The organism is Lactococcus sp. FSL W8-0209, assembly GCF_038006585.1.
Taxonomy (GTDB): domain Bacteria; phylum Bacillota; class Bacilli; order Lactobacillales; family Streptococcaceae; genus Lactococcus; species Lactococcus lactis.
On the sequence record NZ_JBBOVN010000001.1, the window covers coordinates 1267723 to 1291782 of the forward strand.

General features: G+C 33.8%; 21 protein-coding genes, 1 tRNA gene and 3 pseudogenes. 22 read left to right on the plus strand and 3 right to left on the minus strand.

Annotated features, from left to right (window positions below):
- The 4 genes from MKX45_RS06315 to MKX45_RS06330 all read left to right on the plus strand — a co-directional run bounded on the left by MKX45_RS06315 (nt 1) and on the right by MKX45_RS06330 (nt 4453).
- Nucleotides 1-1326 (plus strand): sensor histidine kinase, encoded by a 1326-nt coding sequence (locus MKX45_RS06315; RefSeq protein WP_057720648.1) that lies wholly within the window; start codon nt 1-3, stop codon nt 1324-1326.
- Between the two features lie 6 nt (nt 1327-1332).
- Nucleotides 1333-1989, plus strand: coding sequence for a phosphatase PAP2 family protein (locus MKX45_RS06320; protein WP_057720647.1), 657 nt, complete (start codon nt 1333-1335; stop codon nt 1987-1989).
- Nucleotides 1990-2169: 180 nt separating this feature from the next.
- A complete protein-coding gene (glmS, locus tag MKX45_RS06325) occupies nt 2170-3987 on the plus strand; it encodes a glutamine--fructose-6-phosphate transaminase (isomerizing) (RefSeq protein ID WP_057720646.1) in 1818 nt (605 codons plus the stop codon).
- Nucleotides 3988-4147: 160 nt separating this feature from the next.
- Nucleotides 4148-4453 carry a UPF0758 domain-containing protein gene (locus MKX45_RS06330; protein ID WP_340816920.1) on the plus strand — a complete coding sequence of 102 codons (306 nt, stop codon included), beginning with the start codon at nt 4148-4150 and terminating at the stop codon, nt 4451-4453.
- Here the strand turns inward: MKX45_RS06330 and MKX45_RS06335 are convergent.
- Nucleotides 4439-5596 (minus strand): annotated as a pseudogene (locus MKX45_RS06335) (IS3 family transposase). The gene MKX45_RS06330 and the pseudogene MKX45_RS06335 sit on opposite strands and share 15 nt — an antisense overlap.
- Before the next feature lie 75 nt (nt 5597-5671).
- On the opposite strand from MKX45_RS06335, the pseudogene MKX45_RS06340 reads away from it, so the two are divergent.
- The 5 genes and pseudogenes from MKX45_RS06340 to MKX45_RS06360 all read left to right on the plus strand — a co-directional run.
- A pseudogene (locus MKX45_RS06340) lies at nt 5672-6616 on the plus strand (LysM peptidoglycan-binding domain-containing protein); the annotation flags it as partial.
- 125 nt (nt 6617-6741) lie between these two features.
- Nucleotides 6742-6831 (plus strand) — tRNA-Ser (locus MKX45_RS06345).
- A gap of 148 nt (nt 6832-6979) precedes the next feature.
- A complete protein-coding gene (locus tag MKX45_RS06350) occupies nt 6980-7252 on the plus strand; it encodes a hypothetical protein (RefSeq protein WP_340816921.1) in 273 nt (90 codons plus the stop codon).
- Nucleotides 7253-7369: 117 nt separating this feature from the next.
- Nucleotides 7370-8407, plus strand: coding sequence for a hypothetical protein (locus MKX45_RS06355; protein ID WP_340816922.1), 1038 nt, complete (start codon nt 7370-7372; stop codon nt 8405-8407).
- Between the two features lie 73 nt (nt 8408-8480).
- Nucleotides 8481-8609: a hypothetical protein gene (locus tag MKX45_RS06360; protein ID WP_264464017.1), complete on the plus strand. Its 129-nt coding sequence runs from the start codon at nt 8481-8483 to the stop codon at nt 8607-8609.
- Between the two features lie 817 nt (nt 8610-9426).
- On the opposite strand, the gene MKX45_RS06365 is transcribed toward MKX45_RS06360, so the two are convergent.
- Entirely contained in the window at nt 9427-10080 is a 654-nt protein-coding gene (locus tag MKX45_RS06365; protein WP_046124391.1) for a redox-sensing transcriptional repressor Rex, read from the minus strand.
- Nucleotides 10081-10304: 224 nt separating this feature from the next.
- Here MKX45_RS06365 and MKX45_RS06370 point away from each other — a divergent pair, with 224 nt between their 5' ends.
- The 13 genes and pseudogenes from MKX45_RS06370 to MKX45_RS06435 all read left to right on the plus strand — a co-directional run bounded on the left by MKX45_RS06370 (nt 10305) and on the right by MKX45_RS06435 (nt 23561).
- Complete coding sequence (locus tag MKX45_RS06370) at nt 10305-10697, plus strand: Spx/MgsR family RNA polymerase-binding regulatory protein (protein WP_340816923.1); 393 nt, start codon at nt 10305-10307, stop codon at nt 10695-10697.
- 177 nt (nt 10698-10874) lie between these two features.
- Nucleotides 10875-12782 (plus strand): ribosomal protection-like ABC-F family protein, encoded by a 1908-nt coding sequence (abc-f, locus tag MKX45_RS06375; protein WP_057720296.1) that lies wholly within the window; start codon nt 10875-10877, stop codon nt 12780-12782.
- A gap of 172 nt (nt 12783-12954) precedes the next feature.
- Nucleotides 12955-13812 carry an XRE/MutR family transcriptional regulator gene (locus MKX45_RS06380; protein ID WP_057720303.1) on the plus strand — a complete coding sequence of 286 codons (858 nt, stop codon included), beginning with the start codon at nt 12955-12957 and terminating at the stop codon, nt 13810-13812.
- Between the two features lie 246 nt (nt 13813-14058).
- Nucleotides 14059-14841 carry a hypothetical protein gene (locus MKX45_RS06385; protein ID WP_057720295.1) on the plus strand — a complete coding sequence of 261 codons (783 nt, stop codon included), beginning with the start codon at nt 14059-14061 and terminating at the stop codon, nt 14839-14841.
- Nucleotides 14842-15083: 242 nt separating this feature from the next.
- Nucleotides 15084-15245 (plus strand): hypothetical protein, encoded by a 162-nt coding sequence (locus MKX45_RS06390; RefSeq protein WP_340816924.1) that lies wholly within the window; start codon nt 15084-15086, stop codon nt 15243-15245.
- Nucleotides 15246-15304: 59 nt separating this feature from the next.
- Complete coding sequence (locus MKX45_RS06395) at nt 15305-15484, plus strand: hypothetical protein (protein ID WP_057720294.1); 180 nt, start codon at nt 15305-15307, stop codon at nt 15482-15484.
- 228 nt (nt 15485-15712) lie between these two features.
- On the plus strand, nt 15713-16342 hold the full coding sequence (gene pyrE, locus MKX45_RS06400; protein ID WP_015426289.1) for an orotate phosphoribosyltransferase: 630 nt from the start codon (nt 15713-15715) through the stop codon (nt 16340-16342).
- Nucleotides 16343-16496: 154 nt separating this feature from the next.
- On the plus strand, nt 16497-17768 hold the full coding sequence (locus MKX45_RS06405; protein WP_340817270.1) for a dihydroorotase: 1272 nt from the start codon (nt 16497-16499) through the stop codon (nt 17766-17768).
- 506 nt (nt 17769-18274) lie between these two features.
- A pseudogene (locus tag MKX45_RS06410) lies at nt 18275-20467 on the plus strand (BspA family leucine-rich repeat surface protein).
- 292 nt (nt 20468-20759) lie between these two features.
- Nucleotides 20760-21428 carry a DnaD domain-containing protein gene (locus MKX45_RS06420; RefSeq protein ID WP_128267731.1) on the plus strand — a complete coding sequence of 223 codons (669 nt, stop codon included), beginning with the start codon at nt 20760-20762 and terminating at the stop codon, nt 21426-21428.
- A 21-nt stretch (nt 21429-21449) separates the two neighbouring features.
- Nucleotides 21450-22106, plus strand: coding sequence for an endonuclease III (gene nth / locus MKX45_RS06425; RefSeq protein WP_340816927.1), 657 nt, complete (start codon nt 21450-21452; stop codon nt 22104-22106).
- Nucleotides 22099-22791, plus strand: a complete 693-nt coding sequence (locus MKX45_RS06430; protein ID WP_015426294.1) for a tRNA (adenine(22)-N(1))-methyltransferase — start codon at nt 22099-22101, stop codon at nt 22789-22791. Before nth ends, MKX45_RS06430 begins: the two co-directional genes overlap by 8 nt.
- Entirely contained in the window at nt 22788-23561 is a 774-nt protein-coding gene (locus MKX45_RS06435) for a Nif3-like dinuclear metal center hexameric protein (RefSeq protein ID WP_057720291.1), read from the plus strand. The genes MKX45_RS06430 and MKX45_RS06435 overlap by 4 nt, the downstream gene beginning before the upstream one ends.
- A 38-nt stretch (nt 23562-23599) precedes the next feature.
- Here the strand turns inward: MKX45_RS06435 and MKX45_RS06440 are convergent, their stop codons facing one another.
- Nucleotides 23600-23965 (minus strand): iron-sulfur cluster biosynthesis family protein, encoded by a 366-nt coding sequence (locus tag MKX45_RS06440; RefSeq protein WP_003130630.1) that lies wholly within the window; start codon nt 23963-23965, stop codon nt 23600-23602.
- Nucleotides 23966-24060 lie beyond the last annotated feature (95 nt).

Here is a 24060-nt window from a genome sequence, read left to right on the forward strand (position 1 = left end):
ATGAAAGAAATAGAATCAAAAACAAGTGCCAAAATTATTACCGATACTTTTGTCCGTATTTTTTTAATTTTTAGTCTGTTGATTACAATCATTGTTTCCGGAATTGTTGCATTTACAAGTTTACAAATCCGTAAGAGTGAGGGAGCGGCACTTTTAAATTCCGTTCAAACGGCAGCAACTAATGGGCAAGTGAATTGGGATGAATTTAAACTTGATAGTGAAAAAGACGAAAAAGCTACATTTGTTCGACTGACAAGTCCTTCAGGTCAAAGAGAAGAAAGTCAGGGAACAACAAATTTTTTAAAATCACGAAAATCTTGGGGGAATTTTAGTCTATTAAGAGATGATATTTTTTTATATAGTTCAAAAACTTCTAAAAATGGAACCAAAGCCGAATTATGGTTGAATATAAATGTTGTAGTTAAATCAATGATTAGAGCTATATTAGTTATTATTGCTGTCATGATTTTCCTATTTTTCCTTGCTTTGATTTTAATTCAAAAAGCGGCCAGAACGATTAGTCAGCCTTTGACAGATATTGTGGTGGCAACTGATGGAAAGGATGTTAAACAAGTTCCTGTCAGTAAAAATCCTCTTGAAGTTCATCAGTTAAGTCAAAGTTTCAATCGTTTGCTCAATCAACTGAATCAAAAAATTGAAAATGAGCAACAATTTGTTTCGGATGCTTCACATGAGCTAAGAACGCCAGTTGCTGCAATTCGTGGACATGTGAATTTACTCAAAAGACGTTGGCATGAACATCCAGAAATTGTTGATGAGTCACTTTCCTATATTGATGAAGAATCAATGAGAATGAAAGTTTTAATCGAAAATTTACTGACCATTTCTAGAGGTAATCATTTAGAAATGAAAAAAGAAAGAATTAACTTAAGTAAATTTACTGACAAAGTGGTCAGTGAAATTCAACCCGCGCTAAGACAAAAAATAAACTTTGATATCCAAACAGATTTATTTGTCAGTATAGATAAAATGGCGCTATACAAAATTATTATTATCTTTCTTGAAAATGCTGGAAAATATTCACCTTCCAACTCAGAAATTACAATAAATATTACTTTGGAAAATCATCAAGTTGATTTTCAGGTTGCTGACGAAGGTATTGGCGTTCCAGAAGAAGAAAAAGATAATATTTTTGAACGATTTTATCGAATTGATAAATCTCGTTCAAGTGAAATTCCTGGAACAGGACTTGGTTTGGCAATTGCGAAGGAATATGCACAATTGAATGATGCCAAAGTCTTTGTTTCAAATAATTCTCCGAAAGGGTCAATTTTTCATCTCCTAATGGAGTCTATAGAAAACTAATTAATTATGAATAAAAAAATCTATTATATTTCGGGTGCTATTACCACCCTTGCCTTTTTAATTTTAACTCTCTTTGTTAAAATTGATTTTACTCATGGTCCATTTCCTTTTGATCGACCAATTCAAACTTGGGCTTTTCATTTGCAAAGCTCTTCAGGACTCACTTACTTTTTCTCTCATATGACAAATATTTTTGGAGATAAAGGTGGAATAATTGTCGCAGTTCTACTTGCTTTGGTTTTATATCTTCTCTTTAAACAGAAAGAAGCGACAATCTGGTTTGCGGCAACAGTTGTTTTAAGCCTTGCTTTAAATACTGCTATTAAAGTAATTATTGGTCGGGAACGTCCTGATATTCATCGGTTGACGGCTTTTGCAAATGAAGCTGGGAAAAGTTTTCCAAGCGGACATTCCATTTTTGCAACAATTATTTTTGGAAGTATTTTCTTTATCTGTCTAGGAAAACTTAAAAATCGTTCTTCTAAAATTTTATTAGGCATTTTATGTATTATATTAATTGCATTAGTAATGTTTTCAAGAATTTTTGTAGGGGTACATTATCCAAGTGATACAATCGGCGGATTTCTCGAAGGAATTAGTATTCTATTACTTACTTACCCCGCATATATTAAGTATCAAGAAAAATCTAAAAAAACCAATTGATATCAATTGGTTTTTATTAATGTCGAAAACAAATTATACCAATTATCGTCTTTTTGAGTTTTATTAGAAGTTTTATACTTGACAACGACAAATAAGTGTAATATAATGCTATTTATAAATAAATATTAGAAAAATAATTAACTATACCAATTTTAAAGGTGAGTTAAATGGAGCTTTATTATGTGTGGGATTGTTGGTGTTGTAGGTAGTAAAAATGCAACTGATATTTTGATGCAAGGACTAGAAAAACTTGAATATCGTGGTTATGATTCAGCAGGTATTTTTGTAAATGGTCAAGAAACAGCAGCAAAATTAGTTAAATCTGTCGGACGTATTGCAGACTTAAGAGGAAAGTTAGGGATTGATGTTTCAGGAACAGCCGGCATTGGTCACACACGTTGGGCTACTCATGGTAAACCAACGGAAGACAATGCTCATCCACATACTTCAACATCAGGTCGCTTTATTTTAGTACATAATGGTGTGATTGAAAATTTTGTTGAACTTAAAAACGAATTTTTGATGAATGATACTTTTAAAGGACAAACCGATACTGAAATTGCGGTTCATTTAATTGCTAAATTTGCTGAAGAAGAAGGATTATCAACACTTGAAGCATTCAAAAAAGCTCTAAGCTTAATTCAAGGTTCTTATGCCTTTGCTCTTATGGATAGCGAAGATGCAGAATTAATTTATGTTGCCAAAAATAAATCACCATTATTAATCGGCCTTGGCGAAGGCTACAACATGGTCTGCTCAGATGCTATGGCGATGATTCGTGAAACGTCTGAATTTATGGAAATTCACGATAAAGAGCTTGTTGTGTTAACAAAAGATAATGTTACAGTTATGGATTACGAAGGTAATATACTTTCACGTGAGTCATACACAGCTGAACTTGATTTATCTGACATTGGAAAAGGAACTTATCCTTTCTACATGCTCAAAGAAATTGATGAGCAACCCGCAGTTATGCGTAAACTCATTGCGACTTATGCAAATGAAGATGGAACAATGAAAGTTGATCAAGACATTATCAAAGGAATTCAAGAGGCTGATCGTATTTATATTATTGCCGCCGGAACGTCTTATCATGCAGGTTTTGGGGCAAAAATGATGCTTGAATCTTTGACAAATACACCGGTTGAACTTGGTCTTGCTTCAGAATGGGGTTATGACATGCCTTTGTTGAGTCAAAAACCATTCTTTATTTTCCTTTCACAGTCTGGTGAAACAGCTGATAGCCGTCAGGTTTTAGTAAAAGTAAATGAATTAGGACTTCCGAGCTTAACAGTTACAAATGTTCCCGGTTCTACTTTATCACGCGAAGCAACTTATACAATGTTAATCGGTGCTGGACCAGAAATTGCAGTTGCTTCAACCAAAGCATATACAGGACAAATTGCAACTTTGGCTTTTCTTGCAAAGGCAGTTGGTGAGGCTGAAGGAGAAATTAAAGCAAAAGAATTTGATTTAGTTAAAGAATTGTCTTTAGTTGCTCAATCAATTGAAGCCACTTTATCTGAAAAGGATGAAATTGCAGCAATTGTAGCTGACTTATTGCCAACTACCCGCAATGCCTTCTATATTGGTCGAAAACAAGATTATTATGTAGCAATGGAAGCTTCTCTCAAATTAAAAGAAATTTCTTATATTCAATGTGAAGGATTTGCTGCTGGAGAATTAAAACATGGAACGATTTCATTGATTGAAAAAGGAACTCCAGTACTTGCTTTAATTTCTAATAATGAAGAAGTAGCAGCTCATACTCGTGGAAATGTAATGGAAACAGTGGCTCGTGGAGCCTCAGCTATCACAATTGTTGAAGAAGGAGTGGCTCGTGAAGATGATACAATTGTTGTCAACCAAGTTCATCCTTATTTGTCAGCAATTTCAATGGTTATTCCAACACAATTAATTGCTTATTATGCGTCAATGCAACGTGGACTTGATGTTGATAAACCACGTAACTTAGCTAAAGCAGTAACAGTTGAATAAAAGTTACTGACAGAAATTTCTGTCAGTAAAATGATAACTAAAAATAAAAAGTTCTGAGATTTATCAGAACTTTTTTGGTTAATTAATCTTTTGTCAGTGACAAAGGCCAGATTTTTCCGTATATAATAGTATGTATGAACTAAGAGAAAATCCGTATCCGATGCAACCTAGGGAACGCTTAGAATTTTTAGGAGAAGAGTGCTTGTCTGATGTTGAGCTGTTAGCGATATTATTGCGAACAGGGACAAAAAAATACTCATCATTAAATTTGGCCTTGGAAATTCTTCAACATTTTGAAACTTTGGATAATTTGCGCAAAGCTTCGATTAATGAACTCAGAGAAATTTCAGGCATTGGACTGGCAAAATCCATTGAAATTCGAGCAATGATTGAATTTGGAAAAAGGATACAAACCACTAATAGAAAACGTTACTGGACTAATGTCAAATATTTAGACACAAAATGAGCTATATTTTCTTAAAATAATTTTCTTCTTTCTGATTTGGAGTTAAACCATTGTTGGCGGAATGAGGATTATAATTGTTATAAAATTGTTCGATGTATTCAAAGCAAGAGAGTTGAACTTCTTGAATGGAGTGATAAGTTCTGCGATTAATTTCTCGTTGTTTAAGATACTTGAAAAAGACCTCAGTCACGGCATTATCATAAGGATATCCAGGCTTGGAGTAAGAAGCAAGCAATTGATGCTCATCTAATAGCTTTCTAAAGGAAGCTGACTTAAATTGACTGCCTTGATCAGAATGAAAAATGATTGGTTCTTTAGGTTTTCTTTTCTTTATAGCTATCTCTAAGGTATCACAGGCGAGTTTGGCATCAATTCGATCACTTACTTTCCACGCAATACATTTCCTTGAGTAGAGGTCAAGAATAGCACAGAGATAAATATGTCGTTTAGGTCCTATAGAAATATAAGTGAAGTCAGTTGTCCACACTTGATTTGGGGAGTTCGGGTTAAATTCTTGTTTCAGTAGATTATCAGAAGAAAATTCGGGCGATTTGTTTGAATAAAAACGAGGTTTAATGGTTGACATTTTAGGGAGTGTCATAGACTTGAGAAGTCTTAAGATACGCCCTTCAGAAATATTGACGCCATAATCACGCAGGAGAATAATTTTAAAAGCTCTTGTTCCGATTCTTTTCTTGGCTTTCATATAGATTTCAAGAAGTAATTTTCTCAAGCGTTGATTTTCTACTTCACGCTTCGAAGGCCTCTTGTTTATGAAGTTATAGTAGGTGGAACGATTGACATGTAAAACACGACAGAGCATAACTGTCGTGTGTTCAAATCGGAGTCTATAGATGGCTTTCAATCTTACTTGGAGTTTTGCATGAATATGGCACTCGCTTTTTTTAAGATCAGATTTTCTTCCTCTAGTTGGGCATTCCTTTTTTGTAATTTTTGAATCTGTTTAGCAGTCAACACCGTATTATCTTCAAGACGCACTTGAGAGTACTGCTTAATCCATTTTGCAAGTGCAGAAGAAGATACCCCATAATCTTTACAGAGTTCAGTTTGTGTTTTACCAGTTTGATAGAGATTAACGAGCGATTGTTTGAAATCCTCGTCGTAACGTTTAAAACCTGACATAAAAGTCCTTTCATTTTTGTGTCTTAATAGACAGATTATAACACACAATTTTCTGTCCACTTTTATAGTATAGCTCCAAAAAACTCTATTGTTGCTTTAGACTACGAAAGTGGAGCAAGTGGAGATAAACAAGCCAATACTGATGCGATTCTTTACGGAATGCGACGTGTAAAAGCTGCTGGATATACTCCAATGTATTATTCTGATAAGCCTTACACTTTGGCAAATGTCAATTATAAGCAAATCATCAAAGAGTTTCCTAACTCACTATGGATTGCGGCATATCCAAATTACGAAGTGACACCAGTTCCAAACTATAGCTTTTTCCCAAGTATGGACGGAATTTCAGTATTCCAATTCACCTCAACTTATGTTGCTGGCGGACTTGACGGAAATGTGGATTTAACAGGAATTACTGACAAAGGTTATGAAGACGGAAACGCAACAAAACCTGATACTGACACACCAGCCACTGATGACGGTAAAGATGCCAACGAAGTGACACCAAGTGAAATCCAAGAAGGAATGACTGTCACAATCAAGTTTAGTGCAACGAATTACTCAACAGGTCAAGCAATTCCTAAATGGGTTAAGGAAAACTCATACAAGGTCCTTCAAAAATCAGGCAGTAAAGTCTTGCTTGATAATATCATGAGCTGGGTTGCCGCAAGTGATGTTCAAGCACTAGATACAGGAGGAAGTAATTCAACTGGAAATACTCAAACTCACATCGTCCAATCAGGCGATACTTTGAGTGGAATTGCTTCAAATTGGGGCACAAACTGGCAAGAATTGGCTCGTCAGAACAGTTTATCTAATCCGAACATGATTTACTCTGGTCAGGTTATTCGCTTCACAGGCGGTCAATCTGAAGCTACATCACGAAGTTATACCGTACGCTCAGGCGATAATCTTTCATCAATTGCAAGTCGTTTAGGAACAACAGTTCAAAGTTTAGTTTCAATGAATGGTATTTCAAACCCTAATTTGATTTATGCTGGTCAAACTCTAAATTATTAACAATTAACCCTGATTTCGGTCAGGGCTTTTTTAATTTATTAAACGAAAAAAAGCAATGTATATGTTACACGTTCGTTTTTCTCTTGTAATATCTAAAATTAAATGATATACTAATTTAGTAGTTCGGAGGATTACCAAAGTCTGGCTGAAGGTAACGGTATTGAAAACCGTCAGGCGTGTAAAAGCGTGTGTGGGTTCGAATCCCATATCCTCTTTATGAACTAAATTCTAATTAGCGTCTTATTTTAAGAATCCCTTGTCCAAAGCTAGGATCTTTAAATTTTATTTAAATATCCCCTGCTTCGGCGGGTGTTTTTGGTATAAAATGTATAATAAATTATTTAAAGGGGATATGGAAAAAATATGGAGCAAGTATTTGAGAATACTCAACAATTCTCATCACAAATGTTGGCAAACAGAAGGTATATTAAATCGATTAAAGAAATTATGGGGACAACTTTTAAATTAAGTGTTGACTTGAAAGAAGAAGAACAAGCCATATTTACTTTATTTAACTTATTGAATAAAATGTATGTTGATCTCCGAGCAAATTCAAGTCGGTTTGTTGAAGAGTTGAAAAAACTTGAGAATAACTTTTTGATGGAAAAAATAAATTTTGATGCAGAACCGAAATAAATTTTTGATGAGATTTTGAGCATTTTCTCGAAGGAATCGAATGGGATAAAAGAAGGGGTTGTATTCTCTATTGATAATGAATCGAATTCTATAGTTTTGAGTATCGATGATAGAAACATGCGGTCAAATATCAAATTATATCAAGATGAGCAGCTAAAAAGAAGTGAGCAAGCAAGGCTTTTGAATGAAACCTCTCTGATTACGATTAGTAATGTTTTTGAGTCACTAATTTCGAACTTAATATCATTTTTAGTAATAAAAGATGAATCAGTAAAAATTCAAGAAAAAACTCTTACTTTTAAGCAAATTGAGGAACTTGGTGGCTTAGAAGAAGCAAAAGACTATCTAATTGAAAAAACGGTTGAAGATATCATGCGAGGGAGTCAAATTCATTGGTTAAAATATATCGGGAAAAATACATCAAAAGAATTTTTTAACGAGTTAGTTGGGAAAGAAGAACAGTGCTTTGTTGACTTTTTTCTAAAAAGAAATTTAATTATACATAGTAATTCGAAAATTAACAAAAAATATTTAAATACACTTAAAAATGATTATTCGGATGAACAAAAGAAAAAAATGATTGGAAGTAGAATCTCTGTAAACGAAGAATATTTACTGGAAAACTTATCTTTAATTTATATCGTAGGAATAAAATCTAGCTACTATGTTACTAAGAAAAATTTTGCAACAAATAGGAAAGAAATCTTTTCTTTTTATCAAACAATTGCATATGAAAATCTGAAAATTGGTGAAAATAAAGTTGCATATGAGATTTATAATATGCTATGGAAAGACAGAGATGCCCTGAAAGCTTCTGAGAAAATGTTATTGTGTATAAATTATATGCAGAGTCTTAAATGGATTGATAAAACAAAAGAATTAAAAAAATTATTGAAAGAAGAGGATTTTTCTTTAGCTGATCATCGACATCAAATGTGCCTAGAAATTTTAGATGAAAATTATGAAGAGGCAATAAAAGAATTTGAAGAGGTAATAAATGAAGATAAAGAAGCATATGAAGATGAAACAAGTATGATAAATGATTTCATGTCATGGCCGATATTCAAGAAATTTTCTAAATCTGAACAATTCAATGTATTTATGTCTACTAAAGGTTATAAAGAATTAAAAGTCGTAGATGAAGTTATTGATTAATATACTTATTTATGAGATAATAATCTAAGTAGTTTATCAAAATCTTTTATTTCGATATTGAAGAGGAGTAATTATGAGTAAAGAAATGTTAGAAATTGTAAAAGAATTAAGCAAAAATTATAGCCCTATATCTAAACAAATAAAAATTATTTATACTAAAAAAGAAGCTTTCCCTCAAGCAGTTGTCTCTAGAAATAATTAATTTCGAAGTAAGATCTCGCCCTCCGGGGCGTTTTTCTTTGTTCTCGTTAAGAAGTTTGCTATAATTAAGTTTCTAACACTGACACCCCTTAATTGGGGGTCTTTTTTGTTAACAAATGTTACTGTTTAACTTTATAAATGTTGATATAATTCAATCATCATAGTTGTCCTTCCAAATACAAATAGCTAAATATTTAGAAGCACAGTGAGCGTCCTTTTCAAGGTAAGGGCGTTTTTCTTTACAACGGAAACGGGCATTAAGTATAATTTGTTCCGTAACACTAATTTCAATTCGGCCTTCATAATTTGGAGGCTTTTTATTTGAATGAATTAAAAATATTTTATATAATAAATTTACCCTAAAAGTATATTATAAAATATCTTTCTGAGCACCTTTTAAATAGAGGTGCTTTTTTTAATTCTAATTCTTGCTAACATATTGTAAAAATGATATACTCTAGATGTTTACTTTTGTGATGTATTCACTCTTTAAAACGCTCGCCAAATGGTGGGCGTTTTTTTATGCTATAATATACTCGGGATGATTGTGGAATTTCATCTCCTTTCTATAGTTAAGCTGCTCTTCGGAGCGGCTTTTTTATTTGTTTTATATGTTATAATGAAAATCTTAAACATGGGTGTCAGCAATTTGCTGGCATTTTTTATTTTTATTTGCTGTTGTAAATTTACAACAAAACAAGATTAAATCTAATGATATGTTGTAATTTTGTTGTACGAGTTTTTTATTTCTATAGTTTTTAGTTATTTTTAAAATAGAAAAAACGGCTATATTATGCCGTTTTTAATTTATATTTATTTTATTCTTGCTTGTTACCGTTCATGAAAAATAGTAGTGTTTGCAGCTCCTTAGTTAAGTCAATTGATTGAACAACCACATCTGAAGGGACTTTCAAACGAATTGGGGCAAAGTTTAGGAAACCTTTGATACCAGCTTTGACTAGAGTGTCAACAACTTCTTGGGCATTTTCTTTGCGAACAGAGAGAATTGCTGTTTTGATATCCGATTTTTTAACATTTTTTTCTAAATCAGAAATATTATAAATTGGAATTCCATCATCTGTTTGTGTTCCAACTAAGGGATTGCCAGAAATATCATAGGCTTGCGTGATTCTCATTTTATTTCTATCTTGGAATTGATAATGAAGTAATGCACGACCGAGATTTCCGACACCAATTAGAGCGATATGCGTTTCTTGGTCTTGGCCAAGAAGTTCTCCAAAGAAATCACGGAGCACTTTTGTTTCATAGCCGTATCCACGTCGGCCTAATTCACCAAATAAAGAGAAATCACGGCGAATTGTGGCAGCATCTACTCCAATTTTTTCTGAAATAAGTTGTGAGTTTGTGCGTGTCACGTTTTCTTCGACAAGACTTTTAAACAGTCGATAGTACTGTGGGAGTCTTTTAGCAGTTGCTTTAGGCAAGCTTTTGCTTGGTTTATGATCAGTCATTGTTATACCTCAAAAATTTAATTCGATTTTATTAAAACTAATTAATATTTAGTTTCTTTGTGATAATTTTATCAAAAATTTGTGAAATTATCAAACAAAAGGAATGGATTATTCGTTTAAAATGAGAAATAAATTATAATTCTAAAAAAATGTTTATTTTACTCTTTTAATTATTGCGCTTTCATGTTAAAATAGAAATATGAAAAAATAGACAGGGAGAAAATATGATTAAAATTTATCTTAGTGGTTCATGTTCATCTTGTAGAAAAGCTAAAAAATGGTTGCGTAAGCGTCACATTGAATTTGAAGAAATAAATTTATCAAAAGATGTTATGGAAAAAGATGATTTAATCAAAATTTTATCCTTGACTGAAAACGGATTTGAGGATATAATTGCGACCCGAGGGAAAACATACGCATCTTTAAATTATAATTTCGATGAATTAGGACTAGAAAAAGCATTTAAATTAATTCAGGAAAATCCACGTCTTCTAAAACGACCATTAATTTTTGACGAGGACTATCTATTGATTGGTTTTAACGAGGATGGAATCAGAGCGTTTATTCCACCAGAAGTTAGGAGAATTGAATTGCGTGAAAGATTAATTTTAGTCTAATATTAATTTTATTTTAGCTTATCAGATTTGGTAAGCTTTTTAATTTCAAGAATTTGGAAGAACTACAAAAAGCTTGCCTTAAATGCTATAATAGAAGGACTGCTTTTCTATCATATGAAAAGGAAAAACGAAGTATTAAAAAATATGCTTTGAGATTTAACGAAGAGGATAAATATCATGATTTTACTGCAAGGGAATGGAATTGCACGCACTTTTGGTGGCGATGTTTTATTTGAAAATATCAATTTTAGTTTACAAGACCATTCAAGAATTGCCCTAGTTGGCCGAAATGGAGCTGGTAAGTCAACCTTGCTTAAAATTATTGCTGGAGTTGAAGAAGCGAGTCGCGGAACTGTATCCAAGACCAAAGATTTGACAATGAATTATTTAGCGCAAGATACTGGGCTGAATTCCTCAAGGACAATATTTGCAGAAATGCTCTCTGTTTTTGATTCGCTTCGCCAAATGGAAAAACAATTGCGCCAGATGGAATTGCAAATGGGAGAACTTGCTGGGGATGAATTGACAGCTTTGATGAAACGTTACGATGCTTTATCAGAAGAATTTCGGATTAAAAATGGATTTACTTATGAATCTGAAATTAAGTCTGTCTTAAATGGGTTTCGTTTTGATGAAACAATGTGGGAAAGAGAAATTTCAAGTTTATCGGGGGGACAAAAAACACGTTTGGCTCTTGCTAAGATGTTGCTTGAAAGACCACAACTTTTGATTTTGGATGAACCAACTAACCACTTGGATATTGAAACTTTAGCTTGGCTTGAAAATTACCTTAAAAATTACGAAGGAAGTTTATTGATTGTCAGTCATGACCGCTACTTTTTGGATAAAGTAGTTAATGAGGTCTTGGAGTTGTCGCGAGGAGAATTGACTCGTTTTTCTGGAAACTACTCGCGCTATGTCGAACAAAGAGAGCAAAAATTACTCACTGAGCTCAAAAATTTTGAAAAACAACAAAAAGAAATTGCTAAATTAGAGGATTATGTTGCCAAAAATTTAGTTCGGGCTTCGACGACTAAAATGGCACAATCACGTCGTAAAAAGTTGGAGAAAATGGAGCGTTTAGACGCACCAACAAGTGATGATAAATCGGCCAATGTTACTTTTACTCCTGAAAAAACGTCTGGAAATGTTGTTTTAACCGTTTCAGAAGCAACGGTGGGTTATGAAGATAATCTTCTCTCTGGTCCGATTAACATTGACGAGCGTAAAGGCGAGTCCCTTGCTATTGTTGGGCCAAATGGAGTAGGTAAAACAACATTGATTAAGTCAATTGTTGGACAGATTCCATTTTTAGCAGGTCAAGCAAAATTGGGTGCCAATGTTACTTTGGGATATTATGACCAAGAACAAGGAAGATTGACAGCTTCCAATACTGTCTTAGACGAATTATGGAATGAGCATCGCTTACTTAATGAAGTTGAAATTCGCAATATGCTTGGAGCCTTTCTTTTTAGTGGAGATGATGTAAAGAAAACGGTTGGGATGCTTTCTGGTGGTGAAAAAGCCCGTCTTTTACTTGCTAAATTAGCAATGGATCACGATAACTTTTTAGTTTTAGATGAACCAACCAATCACTTGGATATTGATTCACGTGAGGTCTTGGAGAATGCTTTGATTGATTTTCCAGGGACAATCTTGTTTGTTTCTCATGACCGCTATTTCATCAATAGAGTAGCTACCAAAGTTTTAGAAATTGCTCCCGAAGGAAGTACAGAATTTTTGGGAGATTATGATTATTATGTTGAGAAAAAAGAAGAGGTACAAGCTGAGAGTAATTCTTCAGAAAATGGGGAACCAATAGAAAGTTTAGCTCAACAAGATTTTACAGCTCAGAAAGAAGCTCAAAAGAATCGACGTAAAGTAGAACGCGAAATCAAGGCTTGTGAAGAGAAACTAGCCGATTTGGAAACAAAAATCGCAGCGCTTTTATTGGAAATGCAAGAAAATACCGCTGATTTTGTTAAATTAGGAGAATTACAAGCTGAAATTGACCGCTTTAATGATGAAAAAGATGAGCTAGAGCTAACTCTTTTAGAAGCGATGGAAGAATTGGAAAATTTGTAAGTACTGTGAAGTGGATTTAGTGGAAATAAGCTAAAACGCGAAGCTTGAAAGCTTTGCGTTTTTTGTTTTGTAATCTAAAGAACTTATATTTGAACAAAGTGAAATTATTGTTGCTTTTTCGTTAAAAAAGTAGTAAAATTTGATCAAAAAAATTGAAACGCTGGAATATGGAATGGTAAAAAACAATAGAGCAATCTCTATAATGGGAGAAATTTTCTATGATTTACGAACGCAACGAAACTTTAGATTAACTGACTTTGAAAAAGTAGGTCTTTCAAAATCATCACTGTCAGATTTTGAAAGCGGAAAGTTTATTCTTAGATTTGATAAATTAGATGCAGCTTTAGAATTAATGCATATTGAAGTTTCTGAGTTTGAATATTTTTTTAACAATTACCATTCTGATTATTTTGTTGAGATTTGTGATGAAATTGAAGATGCGAATTATATGCAAGATACTGTAAAATTAAAAGCGATTAATAATGAATCTAGAAAATATGATAATGAACAAGGAAACCGACTGATATTTCTTGCGACTCAAAATTTGCTATATGGATTGACAGAGCGAGAAGAAGTTGAAGTTACTGATTTAATGTTTAATATCGAAGTTTGGTCATATTTTGAGTTAAGTATTCTTTCGTTTGTTGTAGAACACTTGAATACCCGTTTGACTCTCTCTTTGATGAAAGACTTTTGGAAAGAAAATTTGCACTATCTCAAAGTTAAAAAATATCGTGAAAAAATTGTCCAAATTGTTTGCCGAGCAGCTGTAAAGTATATTAGTGAGAATAAATTTTCCATTGCTCAAAAACTCTTGGAAGATGTTAATATTGCTTTAATACCTTATAAAAAGGATTTATTTTGCCGTAATATGTCTCGCTTTACTCTTGGCTTATTGTTTTATCAATCTGGCAAAGCTGTCGATGGGAAAGCTAAAATGGAGAGTTCTATCCGTCTTTTTGATGAATTGGGTTTGCCAGAGATGAAGGCTTATTATCAAAAAATATTTGATGAATCTGTAAAAAACTAGTGGGATATAAAAGGGATTTGAGTTCCCTTTTTATTTTTTATAAAAAATTTTTCCGAGATTTCGGAAAAGGCCTTTTGGGGTATTTTGATTTGATATAATCATTTTAGAAAATGATTCATGAATCTTGAGTGTCGCTCACTCAGAATGGTAAAAGGAGGGTTACAAATCTTGAAAGAAGAAATGTCACCGTAGCAGTGATGCAAAATCTCTATTGATTTGCATCGCATCTCAAAAAGCAGAAAAAATATGTCACATTTAAAAAATAATCTAGTATTTTCAAGTCTAACAATTTTACTCGTAACGGGTGGAAGTCTTGGACTTGCCCAATCTACACACAATAAGGTCTCATCACAAAAACTCGAAGCTAAAAATGTAAATCAAGTTTCAAACTATTCTGGTGATATTGACTTGTTGGCAGTAAGCCAACCAACTACGCCAACGACGAATAATGGTCAAATTAATTCGGCATTTATCAATCGTTTCAATAATGCTGTTATCTTAGATTCAAAAACTAATCAATTTTCAATAAATCAAAAGACTTTACCAATAAATGCGACAAAGCTTGAATTGACAGAGCTTGATAAATTGATTTCGCAATCAAATGTCTCTTTGAAGCAGACTATTTTAGAAGTTCCTAAAGCCAATGTGGTGCAAGACGGGAATTCAGTTGTAATTGGAGATAGTCCGAAAACTGCAGAAGAAATAGCTAGCGATAGTCAAGCAACTCTAATCACAATCTATCATGAGGGGAAGACCTATTTACATACTTATTGGTGGGGAACTCGTTTAGGAGTTTCCCGTACATTGGCACGGAAAATTGGACAAAAGGGTGTTCACTCAGCCGAAGCAGCAGGCGCTTTGGCAGGAGTTTTAGGACTTAAGCTTCCTCAAGCAGCGGTGTATTGTAGCTTTATTAGTGGTGTCTCATATCTTATTGGCACAGCATTAACTAAAACTCCAGGAGGCATTGTATTTAATTTTACTGCTGGAATGCCAAGTGGAGGAGTCTGGGGGTTTGAATGGCAATGATTACTAAAAAGAGTATAAGAATCGTACAATATCTGAGTAGTATATTTGCCGTAATACTCGGTGTTTTAATTTTTATTTTTCCAAATGGCCTTAGCATACTTAAATATATTTTTGCGAGTATTGCAGTAATTCTTAGCATTTTAAGTCTTATCATGCAAACTTTTCATAGAAATAAATGATAGGGTTAGGGCTGGGGATTTATAGAAATGGTTCAATTCCAATAAGCATTTGGAGGTTTAGCTATGAAAAGAATCTTACCAATTTTTAAAGGAGTGCTTGTAATAAGTGCAAGCATAAGTATATTTTTCTTTCATCAAAATATTTTAGTACAAATATTTTATATTGCTGTTCTGCTTCTCATTATCGTACCAGAAGCAATTAATGCTTATAGGAAATCTAAATAAAAGAAAAGAGAAAAGAGCTTATGGGCGTAGAATTTGCTTTCAATCAATGAGGAAATTTAATGAAAAAATTTATATTTTTAGCAGATATCATTTTAAGACTTCTTTTTATGGTTTTGGCTTGGTATGTCTATACAAACTATTCGGCTGATAATAGAATGAAATGGGTTGGCTTGTCTATAGTTGCATTCAATATTATTACAATGTTTTTTGATTCCAATTATCATAAATCGAAAAAATAAGACTTGCAAATCTGGCTCAAGTTTGTTAAACTAATAAACAATATAACTTTTAAACTAGTCCAGAGAGGCTAGCAAGGTTGAAATCAGGAAAAATTGATTCTATTTTTACTGACAGGATTTTCTGTCAGTAAAAGTGAATTTGTTTTGATACTTTTTACACTTGCTAGGATTCTTGGCAAGTGTTTTTTATTGCTGACCATTCTGTCAGTAAATTGAGAAGGAGAAATCATGTCAATATCAAAAGCCATTGCTGCAGATTTATTGGAAATTAAAGCGGTCAGTCTCTCACCAAGTCAACCTTTTACTTGGGCTTCAGGAATTAAGTCGCCAATATATACTGATAATCGGGTGACCTTAGCTTATCCGGAAGTAAGAAACCAAATCGAAGGGGCTTTTGCTGAATTGATTAAAGCGGAATTTCCAGAAGTTGAAGTCATTGCAGGAACTGCTACAGCAGGAATTCCTCATGGTGCAATTATTTCTGACTATCTTAAATTACCATTTGCTTATATTCGTAGCAAACCAAAAGACCATGGAGCAGGAAATCAGGTTGAGGGACGTGTGGCAAAAGGCCAAAAAATGGTTGTGGTTGAAGATTTGATTTCGACTGGTGGTTCTGTTTTAGAAGCTGTTGCAGCCGCAGAACGTGAAGGTGCTGATGTTCTTGGTGTGGTTGCAATTTTCACTTATGAATTAGAAAAAGCGAACAGTAAATTTACTGAGGCTGGTGTTAAATTAGCCACATTGACAACTTATTCTGAGCTTATTGAAATTGCTAAAGAAACGGGTTATGTGACAAAAGAAGAATTAGAATTACTTAAAAAGTTCAAAGAAAATCAAGAAACTTGGCAAGATTAATTTACTGACAGAAATTCAAAGAGCCTGTCAGTAAATTATTAGGTTCTGGAACATCTGTCAGTTCAATGCGACCAAAGGGAGACTTTGAATCGGTGGATAAATGAACAAGTCAGCAAAGCTGATTGTTCTGTCAGTAATTTATGAAAGGGAGAAAATGACTTTATTAATTAAAAATGGACGACTTGTTGACCCCAAATCAAATCGAGATGAAGTGTTAGATATTCTGATTGAAAATGACAAGATAGTAAAAATCGGCTTAAATTTGTCAGTAGAAAATGCAGAAATTGTTGATGCAAGGGGATTAGTCGTTGCCCCTGGTTTAATTGATGTTCATGTTCATTTTCGTGAACCAGGACAAACGCATAAAGAAACGATTCATAGTGGTGCAAAATCGGCTGCGGCTGGTGGTTTTACAAGAGTAGTCATGATGGCAAATACAAAACCTATTTTATCTACGCCAAAAGTGCTGACAGAAACTTTAGAAATTGCTGACAAAGAAGACATTAAGATTGATGCAGTTGGGTCAATTACGCAAGATTTTGATGGAGAAAATTTAACAGATTTTGATGCACTCATTAAAGCAGGAGCAATCGGCTTTTCTGATGATGGTATTCCACTGACAGATGCTGGAGTTTTACGTAAAGCGCTGCAAAAAGCGAAATTAACTGACAGCCTGATTTCAATTCATGAAGAAGATCCAAATTTGATTGGAACTTTAGGAGTGAATGATGGCGAAGTGGCTCATAAATATGGCTTCACAGGGGCACCGACTGTTTCAGAATACAGCATGATGGCACGTGATACTATGATTGCTTACGAAACAGGCGCTCGCTTGCACATTCAACATTTATCAGCTGGAGAATCTGTTGAAGTGGTGAGATTTGCCAAAAATTTAGGAGCAAAAATCACAGCAGAAGTGACTCCACAACATTTTTCGATTACAGAACAAATGATTTATGAGCAGGGAACAAATGCTAAACTCAATCCACCACTGCGTAGAACGGCTGATATCGATAAAATATTTGAGGGATTAAAAGATGGGACAATTGATGTCATCGCCACAGACCATGCTCCTCATACTCATGAAGAGAAAAATGTCAGCATTGATAAGGCTCCTTCAGGAATGATTGGATTAGAAACTTCCTTGCAACTTGGATTGACAAACTTAGTCGCAAAAGGCCATTTAACACTCAGTGAATTACTGACAAAAATGACCGTTAATCCAGCTAAACTTTATAATTTTGATGTAGGTTACCTCGCAGAAAATGGACCGGCTGACCTCGTCATTTTTGATGCTGAAAATGAGTATCAGATCGGTGAAACATTTGACTCCAAAGCGACCAATTCTCCATTTATTAAACAAAAAGTTCAAGGGCAAGTCAAATATACAATATGTGATGGAAAAATAGTCTATCAAGTGAAATAATAAAAAAAAGGACCTAAGAAATTAATTTTCATAGGTCCTTTTTTTGTGTTACTTTACATCAATATAAAGAACCGTTGTAGAGTAAGTCATTAAGTGAGTGGATAATTTCTAAATTATCTTTGATTGATTTTTCATTTTCTACTTTTTGAGTAATTTTTTCTGTTTGTGTTTTCATTGTTTATTTCCTTTCAAATGTCCTTTTGTCTATAAGTATAGTATATAAAGGATTTGCTTGCTAAATTCTTACAAAAATGTAATTGAAGAAAATAATTACTATAAAAAAACAAAATCGAATTATCCATTGAAATGAAGCGTTTTGGATAAAAAGCAAACAATTCCTTTTTGTTGAGTAGCAAAGAAGAAATTATCTTTGGGAGTTTGAGTGGATGATGGGTATAACTGATTTGGTACAAATAATTGATTATAAAAAAATTAACAAAAGACCATATTTATAATTTATTTATAATTTAAATGCTATAATTATCTTATTAAAAGGAGGAGAATTTATGAAAAAAAACTTGTCAAAAACTCAAATGTTACTTCTTGGGGCAACGCTCGCCAGCCTTTCGGTTGGTATTGTAAGCTATGGACCAACAATAATTAATCCTCATGCTGTTACTATTTCTGCGGATGTAAAAGCCAGTTCTGGAAAATGGGGTGAGGCTAATTGGGTTTTAGCCAATGATGGAGAACTAATATTTTTTGGAGGAAATATCGGACATCCAAGTCAAAGTTTACCAGAAGTTTTGCGTGAAGCAAATATAGACCCAGCAGCGGTAAAAAGTATCGAATTTACAACAAAAACAAGTGCTAATAACATCTCTAGAGCATTTGTAGATTTGCCAGAACTCCAAAAAGTATTGAAATTAGGTAATTTAAATTACTCGGGAAGTACTGATTCTATGTTTTTAAGTGCTACAAATTTAGAGGAAATCGATTTAGCTGGTTTTGATACGAGTAAAATTTCAAGTATGGAGTATATGTTTTTTGGGATTAAGGCAAGTACGTTAGATGTTTCCAAGTTTGATACGTCTAATGTCACAAACATGCGAGGAATGTTTGATGGTGCCAGTAATTTGACTAGTCTTGATCTTTCAAATTTTGATACAAGTAAAGTAACGGATATGTCTTACCTATTTGTAAAGTTGTCAAAAATCACACAAATAGATGTTTCTAGTTTTAACACCAGTAACGTGGTTAGTATGGCTGGGATGTTTGATAGTGTCAGTAATATATCCAGTCTTGATCTTTCTAATTTTGATACAAGTAAAGTAACGGATATGAATTATATGTTTCTTGGAGCGGAAAAACTTGAACATCTTGATATAAATAATTTTAATACAGCAAGCGTAAGAAGCATGGAAAGTATGTTTAGTAGGATGAAAGCACTTGAAAAATTAGATTTGAGTTCTTTTACAATTTCTGAAAATACGGATAGTCAAGCAATGTTTAGTCAAACAAATAATCTAAAAAATCTAAAATTAGGTCTGGCAAGTCAATTAAATTCTGACATGAATTTAGCAAATGTACCAGTCACGAATGGCTACACAGGTAAATGGCAAAATGTTGGTTCTGGCACGCTAGATAATCCAACAGGAGATCATATTTGGACTTCAAGTGAATTCATGACAAACTTTGATGCAGCAACGATGGCAGATACTTATGTATGGCAAAATATGTCTGGTAGCGAAATGGAATTAGGAGAAGTTACTGATTATAGCAATGATAAACCACTTTCTGACTTTATTCCCACGGCTACAACTCCCTTGAATCCTTATAGATATAACGTTGTACTTAATAATGACTATCAATTTTATTCAAAATTAGAAAATGGTCAACTCGATACGGATAATATCATTTCTCTGGGGAATCTAACAGGAAAGACACTTTATAATAAAGAAACAGTGCCTGTTACCTATACCTCTGGTGATAAAAAAGGGCAAACTACCAATTTTGTAAATGTTAGTTTAGAAGGTGATAATTGGTATTGGGTAGATGAACATGCTTTGAATTTGGATTTGGCTGCAACTTATCCAAGTGTAAATAGTTCAGGAATAAAATTACCTGATGGGATGTTTTTAGGCTCAACAATAACTTATGGCTCAAATCCCGAGGTTTCCAATTCTCAAATGGTATCTAATGCTTATAATTCACAAGGTAAAATCATTTATGAATCAAAAGCGAAAATAGAAGATTTTGCAGCAGAATCTGATCCAGAAAAGGCTCTTGCAGCATTTAATAAAGAAATTGACCGGGCTGCAGAAAGTTGGAATGCCGCAATCAATCCCAAAGAACCCACAATTATAAAATCAAGTGAATCGACTTAACCAGTAACCTTAGTGATTTCTCCAAATCCAGAAGGCGATGGTAGTGCAACATCAAGTGGCAATACTGGAATTGAAAGTACACTAGTCAACTGGGCGCTTGATTCGGAGGCACCAGATTATGATGTTAATTTACTTTTTATTACAATTCGACATGAACTTGGTCATTCGCTAGGTTTAGACCATACTTCAGGAGGACAATACTATGGAATGCCAGATGGCTACCGTATTAACATTGATGACGATGTTATGAATGCAATTTTATCTCATACTACAGGCGGATACCCATGGACTCAAAAAACAATTACGCAAGAAAGTGTTGATACTGTTCATTTAATTTTGAAAAACCAAAATTTTGCAAATCCACAACATTAATCAATCGATTTATTTATGGTTTGAAAATTAAATTTTAAAAAACAAGAAAAAGATATAAAAAAACTTTTTCTTGTTTTTTTCATGGATGAAACTGAGAATTGAAATGTATCCATCTTCGCTCAAAGAGACAGCTTTAATTATATGGATGATAAAGATGTGCAGCTGAGTTGATTAGTAATTAAGAGATTTAATAAGGAGCGTATTTTTACTTTAATAAAGTAATGAAAAACTTTAATTTTATTAACTAGTAACTCCATTGAACAGCATTGTCAGACTATGGTATAATAGTTCTATGAATTATTACGATGAATATAGCAAAGGGCATCTTGTCTTACCAAATGTGTTTTTAGCACATTTTAGTAAGCTGTTCCCTTCTGCTTTTGATTTTTTGATTTGGTTATACTTTTTTGAAAATCAAGATATTGCACCTAGTGAAATTGCTGAAAAAACAGGTAAAAAATTATCGGAGGTCAATCAGGCCATTGATAATCTGTCCAAATTTGGAGCAATGAAGGTGACTTTAATTGAAATTGATGGAGAAATGGAAACTTTCTTTGATATTAGCCCGGCCTTTAAGCACTTAGATGAAATTTTGGGTGGTGCTGTTGCGAGTTCAACTCCAGAGAATGAAAAAGTTCAAGAAGAGGGGCAGCTTAAAGAATTAGTTAGCATGTTTGAAGCAGAAATGGGCATGATTTCTCCTGTACAAATGGAAGAATTGAGAGCTTGGCTGTTTGAAGATGGTTATGACTTTTCGTTGATTAAACAAGCTTTGCGTGAAGCAGTCCTCAATCGTAAGGTATCTTTAAATTACATTAAAGCTATTTTACGAAATTGGAAAAATGATGGGGTGAATTCTCTTCAAGCGATTGAGACTCGCCAAATGGAACGCGAAGAAGCTAAGAGAAAGAAACCACAAGAAGATTTTTATATTCCTTTGGATGGACCATGGAATAGTTAATAGAGATAATGGACGTGCACGATGTTAAGTAAAAAAAGATATCTTGAAGCTTTAAAAATTATTGAAGACATGTTTCCGCAAGCTCACGGAGAATTAGAGTGGGAAACTCCTTTTCAACTATTGATTGCGACGATTTTATCTGCCCAAGCAACTGACAAAGGGGTTAATAAAGCGACGCCGGCTCTTTTTGCCGCTTTTCCAGATGCACAAACAATGTCGCAGGCAAATGTGGAAGAAATTGAGAAGCTGATTCGGACAATTGTTCTTTACAAGACTAAAGCTAAAAATATTTTACGGACATCACAGATGTTAGTGACCGACTTTGGGGACCTTTTGCCTGATTTGCCAAAGGATAAAAAGGTATTACAAACTTTACCGGGGGTGGGTCGAAAAACAGCAAATGTTGTTTTAGCAGAAGCTTACGGAATTCCGGGGATTGCGGTTGATACGCATGTTGAACGAGTTTCTAAACGTTTGGATATCGTTCCCCAAAAAGCAACAGTTTTAGAAGTTGAAGAAAAGTTGATGCAGCTAATTCCTGAGGAAAAATGGGTTCAAGCACATCATCATCTGATTTTCTTTGGTCGCTATCATTGTACAGCCAAAAAACCAAAATGTGCAGATTGTCCTGTTTTAGATTATTGTAAATTTGGAAAGAAATATTTAAAAAATGAATGAAATTAAACTTTCAAAACGCTTGAAAGCAGTTGCTGACTATGTCGACAATGGAGCAAGGCTCGCTGATATCGGCTCAGACCATGCTTATTTACCAACTTATTTGATGCAAAAAGCTGTCATTGATTTTGCAATAGCAGGAGAAGTGGTTAAAGGACCTTTTGAAATTGCTAAAAATCATGTAGCAGAAGCTGATTTAAGTGATCGGATTGTGGTTCGATTGGCCAATGGCTTAGGTGCTATTGAAAATACTGACAAGATTGATACAATCGTGATTGCTGGTATGGGAGGAATATTAATTTCCGAAATTTTAGAGGCAGGCAAAGAAAAGTTAAGTCATGTTAATCGTTTGATTTTGCAGCCTAATAATCATGAGGAAAGTCTACGTCAGTGGTTAGTGAATCATCAATTTGTCATTAAAAAAGAAGAGATTTTATTGGAGGCTGGTAAGTTTTACGAGATTATTGTTGCCGAACCACTCTCAAAATTAATGACAGAAAAGTTGTCAGTAAATGATTTAACATTTGGCCCTTTTTTATCTAAAGAAAAATCAACTGTTTTTCAACAAAAATGGCAAAAGGAATTAAATACTTTGAATAAAATTATTGCTCGTTTGCCTGAAGAACAAGCTGAAAAACGTCAAGAGGTTTTAAATCAAATTGCGAGAATTGAGGAAGTGCTTCGATGAAAATTTCTGATTTTATGCTTGAATACGAAAAATTTTGCCCCAAAGAATTAGCTGTTGAAGGTGATCCTGTAGGTTTACAAGTTGGGAACCCAAACGATGAACTAACAAAAGTTTTGGTAACCTTGGATATTCGTGAGCAAACAGTGGCAGAAGCAAAAGCGCTGGGTGTGAATCTGATTATTGCTAAACATCCTTTGATTTTCCGCCCCCTTTCTGCATTGACTTCAATGAATGATCAGGAAAAATTAGTTTTGGATTTGGCGCGAGCTGGAATTGCTGTTTATACCAGCCATACAAATATTGATGTGGTTACTGGTGGTTTAAACGATTATTTCAGTCAGTTACTTGGAATGACTGATATTGAAGTGCTAGATGACGAAGAAGGATTGGGACGTGTTGGAAATATTGAACTGACAGAATTATCAGTGCTGACAGAAAAAGTGAAATCAGCATTTGGGTTAGATAGATTACGTCTTATCACTTATGATCATAATTTGACTCAAAAAATTGGAAGAATTGCAATTTGTGGTGGTTCAGGTGGAAAATTATGGGCTAAAGCTTTGGAAAAAAAGGCAGATATTTACATAACAGGAGATATTTATTATCATGTTGGTCATGATATGCTTTCAGCTGGTTTATTAGGAATAGACCCTGGTCACTATATTGAGCATGCTTTTATTGGATTAGTTGCTGACAAGCTTCGATCTTTTGATATGGGTGTCAAGATTTATGAAAGCCAAGAAAAGACAAATCCATTTTATGACATATAAAAAAGACCCTCTTGGAGGGCCTTTTTGGTTGGAACTAATTAGCTAGCTTTTTGTTTACCACGGAAGTCAACGATTAAAAGGTTAGGGCTAAGCAATTCAGCTGTACTACGCAATTCAATCAAATTATATGAAGGATTGATTTTGGTAGACATTTCATCTTGGAAGAAGTAAGAACCATAGCCTTTATAATAAATTGGTCCAAATTCAGAATCAATACTTGCATCAAAGACTTCAGGAACGTTTCCTTTTTCCACGGCAACAATACGATAGCGAGAAATTCCACCTGCACAAGCGTCAACTTCAGTATTGACTTCACTCAAAGTATGGTCAAAATCAAAAACTAAATCAACATCACCAAATGCTTTAATTTTATCAGCTGTTTTTTCATCAAAAGTAATTTTCATCTTATTACCTCCACTATATATCAAAAGATGACTTGTAAATTCATCTATTTGTTATCTTTTTATACTTATATTATAACGCTAAAAAGTTCAGTAGG

Excerpts from the sequence above, each read along its gene's own strand:
- MKX45_RS06315 (WP_057720648.1), top strand. The coding sequence starts at position 1 with ATGAAAGAAATAGAATCAAAAACAAGTGCCAAAATTATTACCGATACT.
- MKX45_RS06320 (WP_057720647.1), top strand. The coding sequence starts at position 1,333 with ATGAATAAAAAAATCTATTATATTTCGGGTGCTATTACCACCCTTGCC.
- glmS (WP_057720646.1), top strand. The coding sequence starts at position 2,170 with ATGTGTGGGATTGTTGGTGTTGTAGGTAGTAAAAATGCAACTGATATT.
- MKX45_RS06330 (WP_340816920.1), top strand. The coding sequence starts at position 4,148 with ATGCAACCTAGGGAACGCTTAGAATTTTTAGGAGAAGAGTGCTTGTCT.
- MKX45_RS06350 (WP_340816921.1), top strand. The coding sequence starts at position 6,980 with ATGGAGCAAGTATTTGAGAATACTCAACAATTCTCATCACAAATGTTG.
- MKX45_RS06355 (WP_340816922.1), top strand. The coding sequence starts at position 7,370 with ATGCGGTCAAATATCAAATTATATCAAGATGAGCAGCTAAAAAGAAGT.
- MKX45_RS06360 (WP_264464017.1), top strand. The coding sequence starts at position 8,481 with ATGAGTAAAGAAATGTTAGAAATTGTAAAAGAATTAAGCAAAAATTAT.
- MKX45_RS06365 (WP_046124391.1), bottom strand. The coding sequence starts at position 10,080 with ATGACTGATCATAAACCAAGCAAAAGCTTGCCTAAAGCAACTGCTAAA.
- MKX45_RS06370 (WP_340816923.1), top strand. The coding sequence starts at position 10,305 with ATGATTAAAATTTATCTTAGTGGTTCATGTTCATCTTGTAGAAAAGCT.
- abc-f (WP_057720296.1), top strand. The coding sequence starts at position 10,875 with ATGATTTTACTGCAAGGGAATGGAATTGCACGCACTTTTGGTGGCGAT.
- MKX45_RS06380 (WP_057720303.1), top strand. The coding sequence starts at position 12,955 with ATGGTAAAAAACAATAGAGCAATCTCTATAATGGGAGAAATTTTCTAT.
- MKX45_RS06385 (WP_057720295.1), top strand. The coding sequence starts at position 14,059 with ATGTCACATTTAAAAAATAATCTAGTATTTTCAAGTCTAACAATTTTA.
- MKX45_RS06390 (WP_340816924.1), top strand. The coding sequence starts at position 15,084 with ATGAAAAGAATCTTACCAATTTTTAAAGGAGTGCTTGTAATAAGTGCA.
- MKX45_RS06395 (WP_057720294.1), top strand. The coding sequence starts at position 15,305 with ATGAAAAAATTTATATTTTTAGCAGATATCATTTTAAGACTTCTTTTT.
- pyrE (WP_015426289.1), top strand. The coding sequence starts at position 15,713 with ATGTCAATATCAAAAGCCATTGCTGCAGATTTATTGGAAATTAAAGCG.
- MKX45_RS06405 (WP_340817270.1), top strand. The coding sequence starts at position 16,497 with ATGACTTTATTAATTAAAAATGGACGACTTGTTGACCCCAAATCAAAT.
- MKX45_RS06420 (WP_128267731.1), top strand. The coding sequence starts at position 20,760 with ATGAATTATTACGATGAATATAGCAAAGGGCATCTTGTCTTACCAAAT.
- nth (WP_340816927.1), top strand. The coding sequence starts at position 21,450 with ATGTTAAGTAAAAAAAGATATCTTGAAGCTTTAAAAATTATTGAAGAC.
- MKX45_RS06430 (WP_015426294.1), top strand. The coding sequence starts at position 22,099 with ATGAATGAAATTAAACTTTCAAAACGCTTGAAAGCAGTTGCTGACTAT.
- MKX45_RS06435 (WP_057720291.1), top strand. The coding sequence starts at position 22,788 with ATGAAAATTTCTGATTTTATGCTTGAATACGAAAAATTTTGCCCCAAA.
- MKX45_RS06440 (WP_003130630.1), bottom strand. The coding sequence starts at position 23,965 with ATGAAAATTACTTTTGATGAAAAAACAGCTGATAAAATTAAAGCATTT.